We start from the raw sequence: 14,780 nt of genomic DNA on the forward strand, positions 1-14,780 counted from the left end.
TTCGCATACTCTCTGCATCGAGTCGCAGAGAGTGGACCCTCTCAGACCTCGACGGTCGCGCCCAGCTCGGGTGCGGCCGCCTCGAACCCTTCCTCGCGCAACTCCGCGGCGAACCCGGCGCAGTCGTCGCCGTGGTTCACGAGGACTGGGGTGTCCCGGTACGCCTTCAGGAACTCCCGCAGGGCGTTCGCGTCGGCGTGCGCCGAGAAGTCGTACTGCTCGGTCTGTGCGGATATCGGCATCACCCGGCCATCTATCTCCGCCCGGCCGTGTTCGAGCGCCTGGTGGCCCGGCGTGCCCTCGACCTGGTAGCCAGTAAAAGCTATCTTGTTCACCGGGTGGTCCCGTATCTCGGGGACGTAGGTCATCGCGGGACCGCCGTGGAGCATCCCCGAGGTCGTGATGATGACCGTGTTCTGCTGTGCGATGCGTTTTCGCTGGCCGTCCTTGCCGGTGACGAACCGGGCGTGGCCACTTGCCCGCTTGAGCTCGTCGGGGTCGCGCAGGAAGGCGGGATACCGGCGGAATATCTCGGTGACGTGTTTGCCCATCCCGTCGACGTAACAGCCGATGTCGTGGGCGGCGCAGACGCACATTATCTCCTGGGTGCGGCCGATGCCGAAGGCGGGGACGACGACGGTGCCGCCCTCCCAGATGGTCGTCTTCAGGCTCTCGGCGAAGCGCTGCTCGATGTCGGGGCGGGGGTCGCGGTGGGTGTCGGCGTAGGTCGCCTCCGTGATGACAACGTCGGCGTCGGGTCGGTCGCGCGACCCGGCGAGCAGGCGCTGGTTCTCGGTGTGGAAGTCACCGGAGTACAGCAATCTGGTGTCGCCGTCGTCGACCAGCACGTGGGCGCTGCCGGGGATGTGACCCGCGTTGAAGAACGTCACCTCGTAGCCCGCGGCCTCGAACGGGACGCCGTAGGCGTGGGTCCGTGAGACCTGCGTCAGCCGCTTCAGTTCGGCCTCGGTGAACGGGCAGTCGTAGGTCCCGCCGTTGAGTTTCAGGGTGTCCTTCCCGAGCACCTGCGTGAGTTCGGCGGTCGGCGGCGTCCAGTGGACCGGCGGGCGCTCGTTCCCCGAGAGCAGGGCCGGAATGGTGCCGACGTGGTCGAGGTGGCCGTGGCTCACGACCACGGCATCGGGCGTCGGCTGGTCGACGGGATACTGCGGGGGGTTGCCCGAGGCCATCCCGAAGTCGAGCAAGAGCGAGTCGTCGACGAGGATGGCGCTGCGGCCGATTTCGCCCGCGCCGCCGAGGAACCGTAGCTGCATCTGGTTTCGCGTAGCGGTCGGAGGGACTTCGGTCCGTCGGTCCACTCAGGGGAACGCTTACCGGTGTTCCGTCCACTGACACGAACATGCGACTCGCCGCGTGTATCCGCGAAGGCGACTGGCTCCCGGTCGTCGGCGCAAGCTTCTACGTCGCCCTGCTGTCGGGCGGGTACTACTACAACGTCACGTTCGTCCAGCTCGGCCTGCTCGACCTCGGAACACGACTGGTCGGGATGACCCGCGGCGAGGTGTCACTCGCGATGGCGGTGCTGGCGCTGGCGACCGTCGCGGTCGCCCTGCCGATGGGCTGGCTGTTCGACCGCCGGGGCTGGAGCGCCGACCTCGACGTGAAGCTCCGGCTGGTGTTCGGGGTCGTGGTCGTCCAGACCGTCCTCACGGCGGTCGCCCCGTTCGTCCGGAGCGTGCCGGGGTTCTACGCCTGGGTGCTCGCGTGTTCGGTCGCCCTCGGCGTCGGCGTCCCGGCGACGTTCGGGCTGGCAGTGGAACTCGTCCCGGTCCCGGACCGCGGCTGGGTCGGGGCGGCCATCGCGGGCTCGTCGTTCTTCCTCGCCGCCATCTACCCGCTGGAGTGGAACGTCGGCGCGTTCAGTCGGGTGATGGTGGCCGCGATGGTGCCAGCACTCGGGCTGTTGGGGTTCCTCGTGGTCCGCCGCCCCGATGTCCTCGACCGGTTCGCGGCCCAGCGTGAGATGTTCGGCCGCGGGCGGTTCTGCCGGCCCGACCCGGTTCGGATGACCAGCCCGCGCTTTCTCACCGCGCTGGTCCTCATGTTCGGGGTGTACTTCGTGGACAGCTTCGGCTTCCTGCGCATCGTCGAGACGCCGGTGTACGTCCTCTCGGCGTGGCAGTCGCCCGACTTCTCGGTCCACCTGTTCATCGCGGTGGTCCACGTCGTCGGGGCGGTGATGGCGGGTGTCCTGTACGTGAACTTCGAACTCAAGGCGGTGTTCCTCTGGACGTTCGGGCTGTTCTCGGTCACCCATCTGCTGTACTCCTTCGACGCCGCGACTGCTCCGGCGGGCGAGACGGCACTGGTGCTCCCGCTGTTCTACGCGATGGCCGTGAGCTTCTACACGACCATCAACTTCGCGCTGTGGCCGGACCTCTCGACCCCGCAGACGGTCGGTCGGTACGCGAGCCTCGGCGTCGGGATGGCGGGCTGGGTCGCGACGTTCCTGAGCACCGGGCTGGCGCTGTACTTCGACCAGACCGGTGTCTCGCTGGTCGACCACCTCTCGCTGGTGAACGCGCTCGCACTGGTGTTGCTCGTCGGGCTCGCGCTCGGGCTCTACCTCTCTCGGCTCCGCGAGCACGCCCGGGGTGAGACGGCGTGAGACCGACCGCCTTCGTCGTCCTCCTGCTGGTCGCCCTCCTGCTCGTGACCGCCGGTGGCGACGCAGAGACGGCCCGCGTCGTCTTCGACGGCGAGCAGGTCGCCTCGGGCGACGACGCCGTCATCGTCGCCGGGGGGTCTGCGACCGTCCCCGCGAACGCCAGCGTCACCGACACGGTGTACGTCGTCGGCGGGACGGTCGCCATCGACGGGTCGGTCGACCGGGTCGTCTTCCTCGCGGGCAACCTCTCGATACGTGACGGGGCCCGCGTCGGCGACCTGCAGGTCACGGGCGAGGGCCCGGCAATCGCGCCGGGCGCGACAATCGAGGGTCGGACCGACCTCGTCGGCACCGACAACGGGGCGACGGGCGGCGGGTGGGGGACGTTCGCCCTCCAGACGCTCGTCCTGGCCGGGGCCGCCGCACTGGTCGCGTCGCGCCGTCCCGGGTTGCTCCAGAACACCGGCGACGCACTGACCGACCACCCCCTTGTCTGTCTGGTCGCCGGGACGTTGACCGGCCTGACGCTGCTGGCGGTCTTCGTCTTCATGGCCTTCACCGTCGTACTGATCCCGTTGACCCTGCTCGGCCTCGTCGCCTTCCTCCTGACCGTCGTGTACGCGACCGTGGTCCTCGGCGCGGCCGCGGGCCGACGCCTCCCGCTTTCGACTCCGGTTCGCCGGACCGTCGCCGGTGTCGTGCTGGTGTCGGTCGCGTTGCAACTGCTCGGCGCGGTTCCGTGGCTGGGACTCGGGGGAATCCTCCTGCTGTCGGCGGGGCTGGGCGCGGTCTTCGTGACCTACTACGGGTTCGCCACGTTCGAACCGGTGGCGTTGCCCGACTGACCCGCGGTGTTCGACCCCCCTGCGGTGTTCGACCGTCCGCGGTATTCGATTCCCGTGTCCCGCCTAGAACGTCCCGTTCTCGCGCTGGTTCCGCCGCACGGTGAAGTACTGGTACTCGTCGCCGTAGGCCAGCGCGAGCGACCCGAGCCACCAGTTCCATCGCTCGACGACGTCGCCCTGGGGCGCGTCGCGGAGGTTGTCGACGATGACGTCCGCCGTGAGTTCGTGGCCCGCGTCCTGCCGGTACTGTCCGGAGTCACGGAGGTCCACGGCCTCGCGCACGACGACGTGGGCCTGTCCGCCGAACTCGCGTTCGAGACGGAGCTCGAGTCGGCCGGGTTGCATGGTCGCTGGTTCGACGGGAGGTGACTTACCTTTCGGGGTGGCGCCTGCGGCGGGTGGTCGCCGAGGACGAGCGACCCGGTGGCGGGCCGATTCGACGGAGTTTTGAACGCCGACGAACGAGTTGGCACCACTATGGTGAGTTTCAACGTCGTCGTTGCGGACCCCGAAACGGGCGCGACACACCAGCTCGAAGCAGAGGAACAGGACGCCAACCGATTCATCAACAAGGAAATCGGCGACGAGGTCGACGGTGCGGCCGTCGGCCTCGACGGTTGCACGCTCGAGATTACCGGCGGCTCCGACGCCGCCGGGCGACCGATGCGTGCCGACATCGCCGGCCCGAACCTCAAGGAGGTCCTCATGAAGGAGCGCTCCGTGGGCTACAAGCCGAACCGTCCCGGCGAGCGCAAGCGCCTGACCCTGCGCGGTCGCGTCATCTCCGACGAGACCAGTCAGGTCAACACGAAAGTCGTCTCCGTCGGCGACAAGTCCGTCCCGGAACTCCTCGGCCTCGAGGGCGGCGACGAAGACGAAGACGCAGACGAAGAGTAAAACGACCAGACGGGTCCGCCCCGAGTGCGTCGTAGGTCTCCTGAGGGTAGTTCCCTCGGCGCGCGCTCGCGGCCCACGACACTTCTTTCGCGCCCTGCCCAGTGAGCGACAGGTATACCGCCGGTGACGGTCCATTGGTACGTATGGCTGATCGCGTTTCTTCCGATGCAGTGCCGACGGTGCGTGCGAAGTTGCAAAAGCACGGGGCGACTGACCGCCTCAGAATCGAACTCCCGGCCGACGAGGCCGACCAGTTCCCCGAAGGTGAGGTGGTCCGGATGATGCTGGACGGGAAGGAACGACACGCCCGCATCGAGTCACACCTGACGAGCGAGGGGCTGGTCGTCGCGGGCGTCTACGACACGCCGGCGGCCGCCCGCGAGAAGAGCGGCGCGGACCGACTCGCGGAGTGGTGTTCGAAACACAACCGCAGTGCTGGCGGGTCGGTGCTGGTCGACGTCATCGAAGAGGCGTTCCAGTACGGCCTGCGGGCCCCGGGAGACCGCGCGTTCTACACCGCACTGGAGAAGCCCAGTGACAGTCTCGCGTCTATCGCCGAAGATATCGAAGATTAGAGCCGGGGGAGGAAGGAGTAGAGCAGGTAGCCGAACGCGAGGTGCTGGAGCATGGTGCGCTCGACGGTCACGCGGACCTGATGTTCGTCCTGGATGGAGTACTCCTTGGTCCGCACTTTCTTGTGCATCCGAAGGGTGTCCTCCTCTTCGAGCTGGTGCAGGCTGGGGTAGACCGTCCCCGGGCTGAGCTGTGCGTCGAACAGGCGCGTGAGGTCAGAGATGAGCTCCTTGCCGTGGGTCTCGCCGCGCAGCGAGATGAGCATGAGCAGTATCTCGTCTAAGTTCTCCTTGATGATGGTCTCCTCGAAGTCGGCGTGGTCGGTCGGGAGCGCCTCCTCGACCGAGTCGAGCATCTCGTCGAGTTCTCGCTCGACGGTCTTCTCGTCTACCTTGTGAGCTGACCCGATGGTCAGTTCGTACTGTTCCTCGCCACTATCGTTGCCGGTGGCAGCTGCCGTGAGGTCGCTGAACACCGACCGGGAATCGGGATCGTCGTACATATTGCAGTCGTCACCTTTTGGCCTTCTCCGAACGGAGCGTGATGGGCCTCCACCAGAAGCCTCGAGCCACGTCCAGATACTGAATAAATGCTAGGAGGCCTATGCAATAAGTCAATCGGCCAACCAAGATTCTATGACATAAGTGTGTTGGCCGAAACCGGTTCGAGTTTCCTAGGTCGGAAATGCAGAAAATTACAGCGTAGTAGGGACGAAACCCACAATTTAGAATTGGTGATTTCTGATGGTTCTGATGCCGTCCCGCGATACGTGACAGAAATATTTTATGGCTGCAGGGGCGTCGACGACCGTCAGTCGTCGCCGATGGCCTTGATTATCTCCCGGCGTGCGGGTTCCTGGTCGTCGAGGTCTTTCTCGACGCGCCGTTCCGCGAGCCGGGCGAGCATCAGGTGCTCTTCGAGGTCGTCTTCGGCCATCTTCGCGATGTACTTCAGGGACCGGGCGTGCGTGCCGAAGGGTGTCCCCGACAGCGTCTCCAGGGGATACTCCAGCGTCGCCGGTTCGTCGTACTTCTTGTTGTGTATCTCGGCCAGCGAGAGCCCGCGGATGTACGTGACCATCGCGTCACGGACCGTCGCGCTTATCCAGCCGAGGTGTTCGTAGTAGCGCAGGCAGTTGAGCGCCCCGCTGGTCCCGAACGTCTCACCGAGGTAGCGAGCCCACTCCATCGTGGCCTCCATGGCCGAGGGAGTGCTGGGCATCGACCGCAGGTACGGTTTCTCGGTGTGCAGTGACATCCGTGTCTCCTACCTGAGACCTCGGCCTATACCAGTATAAAGACTCTTGCCGTATCGAGCGGTGAGTCGGGCCTCGTTTCGGGCCGAGACCCCCGCTCACACGGAGATGAGCGCGTCGACGACGTACCGGGTCAGCTCGGCCGTCAGCGCGCCGGTCCAGGTCAGCGCCACGAAGTGGACGTAGCCGCTGAGCATGTGTCCGCGGTCGGTCACCCGGATCATGATGGCCGACAGCACCGCGTTCAGGACGATGGTCAGGATGAGCAGGAACTCTATCATCTGGACGTCGTACTGCTTCGTCGACAGCAGGAAGCTCATCTGGCTCGCGCTCAGGTCCATGTCCTGGGTGATCTGCATCAGCAACTCGACGACCTCCAGCCCCACGAAGAACGAGAACACCGAGGCCGCGGTCAGCCCGTACAGGACGCCGATGAGGGTCGTGGTCGCCTGCTGGCGCTGTTCGCGCACCTTCAGGACCTCCCCGAGGTTGCGCGAGATGACCTGTCCGAGCATCTTCGGGTCGCCACCCATGCGCCGTCCCTCGACGTACATGTCGCCGAACTTCTGGATGAGGTACGACCCCGTCTCGGCGGCGAACAGCGCCCAGGACCGCGTCGAGTCGATGCGGATGTTCAGGCGTTTGAACAGGTTGTCGATGTTCTTCGTGAGGGCACCGAAGTCCTTCTTCCGGAGCGTCTCGAGGACGTTACCCGTCGAGGTCTGCTTGACGGACTCGACCGCCCCGAGTGCCCGGATGAAACTCGGGAACTCGCTGTCGCGGTCCTGGACCTTCTTCTCCTCGCGCCGGACGAGCCATCCGGGAATCAACAGGGGCGTCACGGGGATGGCGGACATGATGGGTAGTGGGAGGACGTCGCTCTTCACGGGGAGGTACCCGAGCAGGATACCGCCGACGACCGCGAACGAGACGATGGAGAGGCCGCCCCCGACCACCATCGCGGGCATGGCCCGTTTGAGCGGGTAGTCACCGGCGGTCTCCTGGATGTACCACACCGGGTCGTACGGGGAGATGGCGTGGATGGCGTAGACGAACCCCGCCTGGACGATGACGAACATCCCGATGACCGCCCCGACCGCGAGCGTCGGGTTCACGCCCACGAGGACGGGGAGGACGATAGCGAACACGAGGACGAACGCCGTCGACAGCATCATCGACAGGTAGAGTTCTTTCATCACGTCGAGTTTGTTCAGGTCCGCCTCGTACCGGATGACGAACTGCTGGATGATGCTCTCCTGTTCGTCGATGAGGAACTCCGATATCTGCTGGCCGCCGCCGATGGTGTACGCGAGCCGTTCGAGGAAGTCCGACAGGAGAGGCGAGTTGACCTGCCGCGCCCGCATCCGGCAGGCGTCGTCTAGACTCTGGTTCCACGTGTCGACGAGCGCGACGAGGTAGCCCATCTCCTCGGCGAGCGCCTGGTACTCGTCCTCCTCGGCGAGCGTCCTGAATATCTCGACCCGGTTGATGTTCGTCATCGAGAGGACGGTGATGTGGGTCAGGAAGAGGTGAAAGCGCTGGCGTATCTGCTTGCGCTGTCTGTCCTGGACCGCTTTCGGGTACAGCAGTGCCGCGAACACGGAGAACAGCCCGAGCAGGACGAGCGGGCCACCGACGGTCAGCGACAGCGACAGCGCGACCGTGATGGCGATGGTTCCGACCGCGAATACGAACGACGGCAGGACGATGATGAGCAGGTACGTCCTGACCGGCATCTCCATCCGCCGGTACGCCTCTCGAATCGACGAGAGGAGGGCGTTCACGTCGCCGGGCTGTTGGTTCGCGGTGGACATGGTCAGATGGTCGCGCCGAGGTCGGCGGTCTGGACGGGGATGCCCTCCAGTCCGTCGCGCTGGTAGTCGGCGATGAACTCGTTCACCTCGTGGTAGCCGAGGATGTCGGCGTCCATCGCCCGCCGGATGAGTTCGGCACGCTTGTCGAGTTCGTCGTAGATGAGCCGGGTGTCCTGGTAGCCGAGTAGCTCGGCTATCTGCTCTTCGAGCACGTAGGAGTTGTTCCGGCCGGTGAAGTCGACGTTGTCCTCGCGGGGGTCCCAGTTGAACGCCTGCCGCGTGACGACGCCGCCCTCGTAGTCGGAGTAGCCCTCTATCTCCTGGACCGAGGTCACCCGACGAAGCACCTTGTCGCCCTGTTTGACGCGGTTCTGGAACAGCGCCACGTCGCAGTTGTCCATGAACGTCTCGGGGACGTTGATCGGCGCGCCGGTGAACCGCTGAATCATCGAGACGATGTCGGACGCGTGGAACGTCAGCATCACCGGGTGACCCGTCTGGGCCGCCTGGAACGCCATCTGACCTTCGGCACCACGGACCTCCCCGACGATGATGTAGTCGGGGCGCGAACGCAGCGCGGCCGCGACGAGGTCGAACATGTCGACGTCCGCACCGTCGTCGCCCGAACCCTCACGCGTGAGCAGTTGCTGCCACGTCTCCTGTGGCGGCTTCACCTCGGCGGTGTCCTCGGCGGTGTATATCTTCGAGTCGTTCGGGATGAACGAGAGGCTCGCGTTGAGCGTCGTCGTCTTCCCGGACGCCGTCTCGCCGACGACGAACACCGTCTGTTCGTTCTCCAGGCAGAGCCAGAGGTACGCGCTGAGTTCCGGACTCAGGGTACCCCACTTCGTAATCTGGAAGATCGACAGTGGAATCTCCTCGCCCTGACGGATGGTGAGCGACGGCCCCTTGATGGACACGTCGTCGGAGAAGATGATGTTGACACGCGACCCGTCCGGGAGCGTCGAGTCGATGATGGGGTGTGAGTCGCTGACGGGCGTGTCCATCCGTTCGCCCATGTTTCGAATCCAGTTCTGGAACGACTCCAGCGACCCGAAGTCGACGTTCGTGCCGACCATCCCGTAGGTCCCGTGGTCGATGTCGCACTGGTGCGGGCCGATGACGTGAATGTCCTCGTTCTCCGGGTCCTGCATGACCGGGTCGAGGGGGCCGAGTCCCACGATGTCTCGCTGGAGGTGGTAGCGGAGCGCGTCGTACGTCTGGGGGTCGACCGTGATGCCACCACCGATGGCACCACCGATGCCACGAATCGCGCCACCGACGGAGACGACCTCGTTCAGGAGGCCGTCGAGGTGCTGTTCGAACTCGTCGTTGTCCGAGGGAGCGGGGCGCGTGACCGACCGGTCGAGGATGCGCTGGCGGACCTGCGCGTACAGGTCGCGCTGCTGGTCCGTGAGCGTCGGTTCGATACAGTAGTACGTCGTGTCGATGCCGAGGTCCCCGTAGACGTGGACGAACACGTCGTCGGACACCTGGTAGCAGACGTTCGGCCGGTCCGACTTGTAGTCGCCGGGGTCGTCGACGAGCGTCGGGTACTCTCCGAACTCTGCGCCGAACTCCTGCAGGTGGTCCATCAGGTGCAGGTGCTGTTCGGCCTGCTGGCGCAACTCCGTCGACATCCGGGTGGTGCCGTACTCTGCCATCTCAGGCCACCGTCCGGTTCACGACGGTCATCCCACGCCCCTGCTGGACGTTGAACCCGATGGAGTCGTCGACGGGGTCACGCATGTTGGTAAAGCGCCGGACGCGGATGGTCCGCCTGATGGACTGCCCGACGGTCTCGGTGTCTATCTGCAGGAACACGTCGGCGACGCTCCGAATCGGCATCAGTGCCTTCTCGGTGACGGCCTCGGGGTCGACGGTCAGGACGACCGACTTCCCCCGCTTCGTCATGCCCTGGAGGTAGGTGAGGACGCTCTCCATCTTGTGGTCCTCGTCGCCGACGCCGGTGATGGCGTCGAACGTCGGGTCGTTGCGCAAGAACGCGCTGAAGGCGTCCACGACGACGACGTCGCCTTGCCAGAGGAGGCTCGGCTGGGTCAGTCGCGAGAGCAGTTCCCGGCGCTCGCCGTTACGGTGCGTGTCCACGTCCGCGTGGAGGAACAACACCTTGCCCGTCAGCAAGTGGTCGACCACGTCGTACGACAGTGAGTGCATCTGTCTGATGAACTCACCCGCCGTGAGCTCCGTCGAGACGTAGCCGACGTACGCGTCCTCCGTGGCGACACCGTAGGCGATGCGCTGGCTCAGCACCGATTTCCCCGCGCCGTCGACACCCTCGACGAGGACGATGCTCCCCTGGGGGATGCCCCCACCGAAGGCGTGGTTGACGCGGTCCGTGTCGGTCAGTCCGAGCGAGTAGTAGTCGTTCATACGTAGAATTCGAACACCTCTTCGTCTCCGTTCACGATGACGACGACGCGATGCGAACCGGCAGAGAGGCTCCGGTCCAGTTCGAGCCGGGCGACGTTGCCCGGCCGCCACTCGCTGCCGTCGACGACGGTCAGCGTCCGGTCGCTGTCGGGGACGTACTGGCCGTCCACGAGGACGTCGACGTTGCTCGTCTCGTTCGGCAGTCGCCCGTTCCCGGTGTTCTTCACCAGGAGCGTGACCGTATTCGAGCCGTCGTACACCGCGGTGCTGCCGGGGTCGGAGATGATGTCCACCTCCGTGTCTATCTTCTGTGCCGCGTCCGCACTCTTGGCATCTATCGAGCTACTCACCTCGCCGACGTTGGTCACCATGGTCCCGGCGACGCTCACCGCGATGAGCATCGCCGCGATGAACATGATGAGACTCGACACTGATGTACTCGCCATCTCACACCTCCGTTATCGTTTCCGCCAGGCCGTACTCGGTCACCAGCTTCACCCGGTCGGGGGCGGTGGTGACGCCGGCCAGTTCGAACTCGAGGGAGTCGCCGGGCATCCAGAGGTCACGGCTGGCGTCACCCCCAACGCTCGTCGTCGCACCGGTCTGGTAGACGCCGTCGACCAGCAGGTCGGTCTCGTCCACCGACAGCGTGCGAGAGCCGGTGTTGGTGACGGTCACCGTGAGCGTGTCCGTACTCGCGTTGTAGCTCACGTTCGTCACGTTCATGTCCGTGTTCCGCCGCTCCAGTTCGCGCTCGCCACGGTCGTCGACCGCGTCCGTGAGGCGTTCGTTCGCGGTCTCGACGACCGGGAACACCGTGCTCACCGTGAGCAACACGCCCACGAACAGGATAGCCATCGCGCCGCTGGTACTCAGTCCCATGATTACAGTCCGGTGTCGTCCATCGTCTCCTGGACCGCGCTGAGTTTCATGATGTACTCGTAGCTCTCGGCGTGGTCCTCGGCGTTCAGTTCCTCGGGGTCCCGACTCGGGTCGACGTTCAGGTCGAGGTCCGGGCCGGAGAGCACCCCTTCGAGATACGACTTGACCGCGGGCGAAATCCAGCCGATCTCCTCGTAGTAGGCGATAGCCCGGAGCGTCGCCGCGGGGCCGGCGCTCGTCACCAGGCCGGTCAACCACTCGAACACGATGATGTCTGTCGCGTACGTGTCCGCGAGGCCGGGCAAGGTCGCGTCGGTGTTGGCCTCGGCCGGCGCGACGAACGTCTCGGCCGTGTCGTTCATCGAGCCCTGTGCGACCGCTTGCTCCGTCTGGGCAGGGTCCTGTTCGGCGGTGCTCATCTCGGCACCCTCCGACTCGGACGTCGTCTCGACCTGTATCTCGTTGTCCGGTTCATCGTCTTCCTCCGTCTGTTCCGTCTCGTCGTCGTCATCGATCGCCTCGGGGTCGTCTTCGAGTTCCGACTCGGCTGCCTGCTCTGCTTTCAGGTCGTCGAACGAGACCGCGTCGTCGTCTTCGTCCTCCTCGACGGTCGAGTCGGTCGGTTCGACGACGACCTCGTTGTCGTCCGACTCGTCTCCGTCGTCTTCGACGTCTTCCTCTTCGGCGGGGGGCATCCCCGCCGGTTCGTCGGTCTCCGCGACGAGGCCGAAGCCCTCGGCGTCTTCGTCCATCGCTGCGCCCGGTTGCCCGCCCTCCATGAACGGGTTCGCGCTGGCGGTCAACTGGTCGTAGATGCCGAGGAGCTGTCGGACCGTGTCGTTCACGTCTTCGATGCGATCGGCGACTTGCTGCTGGGAGCCCTGGATCCCTTCGAGTTGGCTCTGGGACTGGGTCAGGTCCTCTTCCATCCCGTCGATACGCTGTTCGAGCGTCTCGATCTGTTCTTCCTGGTCGAGCTCGTCGATGGAGACCCCCGCGTTCTGTGGCTGCGGGCTCTGCCCGGCCTGTCCGGGCATTGTGCCCTGTCCAGCCTGGGGACCCTGTGCCGACTGCTGTTGCTGGTTCTGGCCGGCACCGGGGGCGTTCCCCTGTGCCTGATTGCCGCCTGAACCGAGGAAGTCGGCGAGGATGTCTCGGAGTCCCATGTCGTTCCGTTAGTACTTGTGTTCGCTCGTGTGCGAGCTGTCGTCTCCACGACGTAGTGCGAGTCTTGCGACCGTCTCTGTGCTCCCAGCAGTCACCATCGAACAGTACTGTCGTTCGACCTATAGAGGCTCGGACCAGTTCGGAAGCCGACTCGGTGGGCGTATCGAGACGTGAGTCGACCGCCGATTCGACGGCTGAGGACATACGGGCCTTGATAGGTCCATCCGCCGATGCCATACTCGGGGAACGCTCCCCAAGCTGTGATGCTACACATCGGCTCACCCCGGAACGGGGAACGACGTTCGCGGCAGCTGGCGACAGGCGGGACCGACTCGCCGTCGCAGCTGCCGGTTGGCCCATCTGGGCCATGCGCAGCTGGTCGCGGTCACGTGGGCCATCTCGCCCGCGCGGTCGTGAGTGAGCCACTCGCACACGGGGTGAAATACCGATGAACGTAACGGAATCAAAAGATGGTGACCGCGGGCAGGTCGGAATCGGCACCTTGATCATCTTCATAGCGATGGTCCTGGTGGCCGCAGTCGCAGCTGGCGTGTTGATCAACACGGCCGGCATGCTCGAAGCGAAGGCGTCGGACACGAGTTCGGACGCCCAGGCCCAGGTCTCGAATCACATCACCGTCGTTTCGGCGACCGGTGAAGTGAACGCAAATGGCACCGGAATCGATACGGTCAACATCACCTTGATGAAGGCCGCCGGTGCCGGCGACATAGACCTGACCAAAGCGTCGTTCGAATGGGTCTCAGACACGGCGGCAGTGACGCTGTCAAGCGACAGTACTGCTGTCTCGCTCACGAAGATGAGCGGAGACTCGAACACGACGCTGAACGACCGCTCCGACCGGATCCGCGTCACCATTAACGTCACCGACGCAGCAGTCGAAGGACAGTACCTCCCAGAAGGCGAAAAGGCGATGTTGCAGATAGTCGATGCATCCGGGGCGAAGACGCTCTACGGCATCAACGTCCCATCGACCATCTCCGACGAGAAGTACGTCAAGGTCTGAGAGGTACCACGAAACGCCCCTCACGGGGCGCACGATCACACATGAACGAACGCACAATCAACGCGGACGCGAATGCAGACGGAGTCCTCTCGCCGGAGGACCTGGCTCCCGACGAGGATCGCCTCAAGACCCTCGACGAGAACCGGTTCGTCGTCTCGGCGAGCGAGGACTCGACTGCGAACACGTACGGCGGTGAGAACCGATTACCGGACGTGGACCCGGCGCTCATCCCAGACGTCGGGTCCGACACCCGGGACCGGGACCGGCCGACCAGCGGGTCGGCCGACCCCGCCGATACGCTAGCGAACGCGAGTGCCCGCTACGGTGTGGACGTGACGGTGAAGACCGACGACGGTATCGGACGCGAACAGTTGACCTCGAGCGACATTCGGGTCGTGTTCACGAAGTTGCTCCGCTGGTACGCACGGCAACTCGACGACGAGCTGCCACCGGAGGAGACGCTGCAGATACTGCTCGACGCATCCGAGCTCGAAGTTACGTACTGAATCTGGTAGTTTCTTGTCTGTCGTTCGATTCGATAGCGACAGCACCTGTGTCGTACCTCGGCAGAAAAACGATAGACTGAAAGACGATTCTCTGCCCAAATCCTCGCTCGTATCGAGGCGTGAGTCGAGGCCCGATTCGGCATCTGAAATGATACGGGCCTTGATAGTAGTACCCAGCTATGGACTATTCGGGGCGCATCCCCACCCAGGAAAATGATAGTGGACAATACAACGAACGGCGAACGCGGCCAGGTGGGCATCGGTACGCTCATCATCTTCATCGCGATGGTGCTGGTCGCAGCGGTTGCAGCTGGCGTGCTCATCAACACGGCCGGGCTGCTCGAGTCGACTGCCTCCGACACGGGGCAGGACTCGCAAGCACAGGTTTCCAACCAGATCGACGTGGTCACGGCTGTCGGTGAGACCGACGGGACGGGCAACGTCACGACGCTGAACTTCACGGTCAAGAAGTCCGCGGGCTCGAGCGATATCGACCTGAACGACACGACCATCGAGTATCTCTCCGACACGGCCCGTGAGACGCTCTCGCACTCTGCTGGCGGGGCGAGCGCCACGGCCTTCGGAACGACTTCGATTGCGGGTGACGGCGACGACGTGCTCACGAACACCAGTGAACGCGTGAAGCTAACCATCGACCTGTCGTCCATCAACGACCTGCTCGTCGAGGGTGACGACGCGACCGTTCGCATCGTCGACCAGTCCGGTGCGACGACGATCTACGGCGTGAACGTCCCGGACACCATCTCCGACGAAACCTTCGTGAGGGTCTAAAC

At 64.8% G+C, this 14,780-nt stretch carries 17 protein-coding genes; 7 read left to right on the forward strand and 10 right to left on the reverse strand.

The features are described 5' to 3' along the window. Positions 1-41 precede the first annotated feature (41 nt). Positions 42-1,274 carry an MBL fold metallo-hydrolase gene (locus ACSC1R_RS06940; protein ID WP_439028343.1) on the reverse strand — a complete coding sequence of 411 codons (1,233 nt, stop codon included), beginning with the start codon at positions 1,272-1,274 and terminating at the stop codon, positions 42-44. Positions 1,275-1,360: 86 nt separating this feature from the next. Between ACSC1R_RS06940 and ACSC1R_RS06945 the strand changes: the two genes are divergently transcribed. Both ACSC1R_RS06945 and ACSC1R_RS06950 read left to right on the forward strand, forming a co-directional pair. Next, entirely contained in the window at positions 1,361-2,629 is a 1,269-nt protein-coding gene (locus ACSC1R_RS06945; RefSeq protein ID WP_439028344.1) for an MFS transporter, read from the forward strand. Further along, entirely contained in the window at positions 2,626-3,474 is an 849-nt protein-coding gene (locus ACSC1R_RS06950; RefSeq protein ID WP_439028345.1) for a polymer-forming cytoskeletal protein, read from the forward strand. Before ACSC1R_RS06945 ends, ACSC1R_RS06950 begins: the two co-directional genes overlap by 4 nt. 63 nt (positions 3,475-3,537) lie before the next feature. Here the strand turns inward: ACSC1R_RS06950 and ACSC1R_RS06955 are convergent, their stop codons facing one another. After that, entirely contained in the window at positions 3,538-3,819 is a 282-nt protein-coding gene (locus ACSC1R_RS06955; RefSeq protein WP_439028346.1) for a hypothetical protein, read from the reverse strand. 132 nt (positions 3,820-3,951) lie between these two features. On the opposite strand from ACSC1R_RS06955, the gene ACSC1R_RS06960 reads away from it, so the two are divergent. Beyond that, positions 3,952-4,371 (forward strand): 30S ribosomal protein S6e, encoded by a 420-nt coding sequence (locus tag ACSC1R_RS06960; RefSeq protein WP_439028347.1) that lies wholly within the window; start codon positions 3,952-3,954, stop codon positions 4,369-4,371. A 143-nt stretch (positions 4,372-4,514) separates the two neighbouring features. Next, positions 4,515-4,946, forward strand: coding sequence for a DUF7112 family protein (locus ACSC1R_RS06965; protein ID WP_439028348.1), 432 nt, complete (start codon positions 4,515-4,517; stop codon positions 4,944-4,946). On the opposite strand, the gene ACSC1R_RS06970 is transcribed toward ACSC1R_RS06965, so the two are convergent. The 8 genes from ACSC1R_RS06970 to ACSC1R_RS07005 all read right to left on the reverse strand — a co-directional run bounded on the left by ACSC1R_RS06970 (position 4,943) and on the right by ACSC1R_RS07005 (position 12,455). Further along, positions 4,943-5,446, reverse strand: a complete 504-nt coding sequence (locus ACSC1R_RS06970; protein WP_439028349.1) for a PadR family transcriptional regulator — start codon at positions 5,444-5,446, stop codon at positions 4,943-4,945. The genes ACSC1R_RS06965 and ACSC1R_RS06970 overlap by 4 nt on opposite strands. 308 nt (positions 5,447-5,754) lie before the next feature. After that, positions 5,755-6,201: a FlaD/FlaE family flagellar protein gene (locus ACSC1R_RS06975; RefSeq protein WP_439028350.1), complete on the reverse strand. Its 447-nt coding sequence runs from the start codon at positions 6,199-6,201 to the stop codon at positions 5,755-5,757. A gap of 96 nt (positions 6,202-6,297) precedes the next feature. Next, the gene (gene flaJ, locus ACSC1R_RS06980; protein ID WP_439028351.1) at positions 6,298-8,013 is read right to left on the reverse strand and encodes an archaellar assembly protein FlaJ; all 1,716 of its coding nucleotides are present in this window, start codon (positions 8,011-8,013) and stop codon (positions 6,298-6,300) included. 2 nt (positions 8,014-8,015) lie between these two features. After that, positions 8,016-9,677 carry a type II/IV secretion system ATPase subunit gene (locus ACSC1R_RS06985; protein ID WP_439028352.1) on the reverse strand — a complete coding sequence of 554 codons (1,662 nt, stop codon included), beginning with the start codon at positions 9,675-9,677 and terminating at the stop codon, positions 8,016-8,018. Between the two features lies 1 nt (position 9,678). Further along, a complete protein-coding gene (locus ACSC1R_RS06990) occupies positions 9,679-10,407 on the reverse strand; it encodes an ATPase domain-containing protein (protein WP_439028353.1) in 729 nt (242 codons plus the stop codon). Further along, positions 10,404-10,853: a flagellar protein G gene (locus ACSC1R_RS06995; protein ID WP_439028354.1), complete on the reverse strand. Its 450-nt coding sequence runs from the start codon at positions 10,851-10,853 to the stop codon at positions 10,404-10,406. Before ACSC1R_RS06995 ends, ACSC1R_RS06990 begins: the two co-directional genes overlap by 4 nt. 1 nt (position 10,854) lies before the next feature. Beyond that, complete coding sequence (locus ACSC1R_RS07000; RefSeq protein WP_439028355.1) at positions 10,855-11,289, reverse strand: flagellin; 435 nt, start codon at positions 11,287-11,289, stop codon at positions 10,855-10,857. Between the two features lie 2 nt (positions 11,290-11,291). Then, positions 11,292-12,455, reverse strand: a complete 1,164-nt coding sequence (locus ACSC1R_RS07005; RefSeq protein WP_439028356.1) for a FlaD/FlaE family flagellar protein — start codon at positions 12,453-12,455, stop codon at positions 11,292-11,294. A 449-nt stretch (positions 12,456-12,904) separates the two neighbouring features. Here ACSC1R_RS07005 and ACSC1R_RS07010 point away from each other — a divergent pair, with 449 nt between their 5' ends. The 3 genes from ACSC1R_RS07010 (at position 12,905) to ACSC1R_RS07020 (ending at position 14,778) form a co-directional block, all read left to right on the forward strand. Further along, entirely contained in the window at positions 12,905-13,480 is a 576-nt protein-coding gene (locus tag ACSC1R_RS07010) for an archaellin/type IV pilin N-terminal domain-containing protein (RefSeq protein WP_435362656.1), read from the forward strand. A 41-nt stretch (positions 13,481-13,521) separates the two neighbouring features. Continuing rightward, positions 13,522-13,986, forward strand: coding sequence for a DUF7500 family protein (locus ACSC1R_RS07015; RefSeq protein WP_439028357.1), 465 nt, complete (start codon positions 13,522-13,524; stop codon positions 13,984-13,986). A gap of 213 nt (positions 13,987-14,199) precedes the next feature. Continuing rightward, on the forward strand, positions 14,200-14,778 hold the full coding sequence (locus ACSC1R_RS07020; RefSeq protein WP_439028358.1) for an archaellin/type IV pilin N-terminal domain-containing protein: 579 nt from the start codon (positions 14,200-14,202) through the stop codon (positions 14,776-14,778). The last annotated feature ends 2 nt before the right edge of the window (positions 14,779-14,780 follow it).

This window comes from Haloarchaeobius ordinarius (genome assembly GCF_051801355.1).
GTDB lineage: Archaea > Halobacteriota > Halobacteria > Halobacteriales > Natrialbaceae > Haloarchaeobius.